Origin of the sequence: Pseudoalteromonas sp. C8 (genome assembly GCF_011378685.1) — a bacterium.
GTDB lineage: Bacteria > Pseudomonadota > Gammaproteobacteria > Enterobacterales > Alteromonadaceae > Pseudoalteromonas > Pseudoalteromonas arctica.
On the sequence record NZ_WTKT01000080.1, the window covers coordinates 1 to 258 of the forward strand.

The window sequence follows — 258 nt, forward strand, 5'->3', positions numbered from 1 at the left end:
GCACTTGATATTGTAGAAACTGACGAATTAAGAAATACAAATGACAAGAAAGAAGTAAAAAAAGTTTATGAATCTAGGGTTAAAAGTATTGGTGAATGTGATGTGGTTGCAGGTGTATTCAATGAATTATTAGAAGCAATGTTCACAAACTTTCCTGGAGAGAATGGTCAAACTATCACAGCTAAAATACCTTACACAGGGCAATGTTAATATGCGTTAACATTTTTAACAAAATATCACTAACATAACGATAATAAT

1 protein-coding gene is annotated in these 258 nt (G+C 30.6%); it reads left to right on the forward strand.

All coding sequences use genetic code 11. The features are described 5' to 3' along the window. On the forward strand, nt 1–210 hold a 210-nt coding region (locus GQR39_RS20115; RefSeq protein ID WP_206007916.1), incomplete at its 5' end, for a hypothetical protein. Between the last annotated feature and the right edge of the window lie 48 nt (nt 211–258).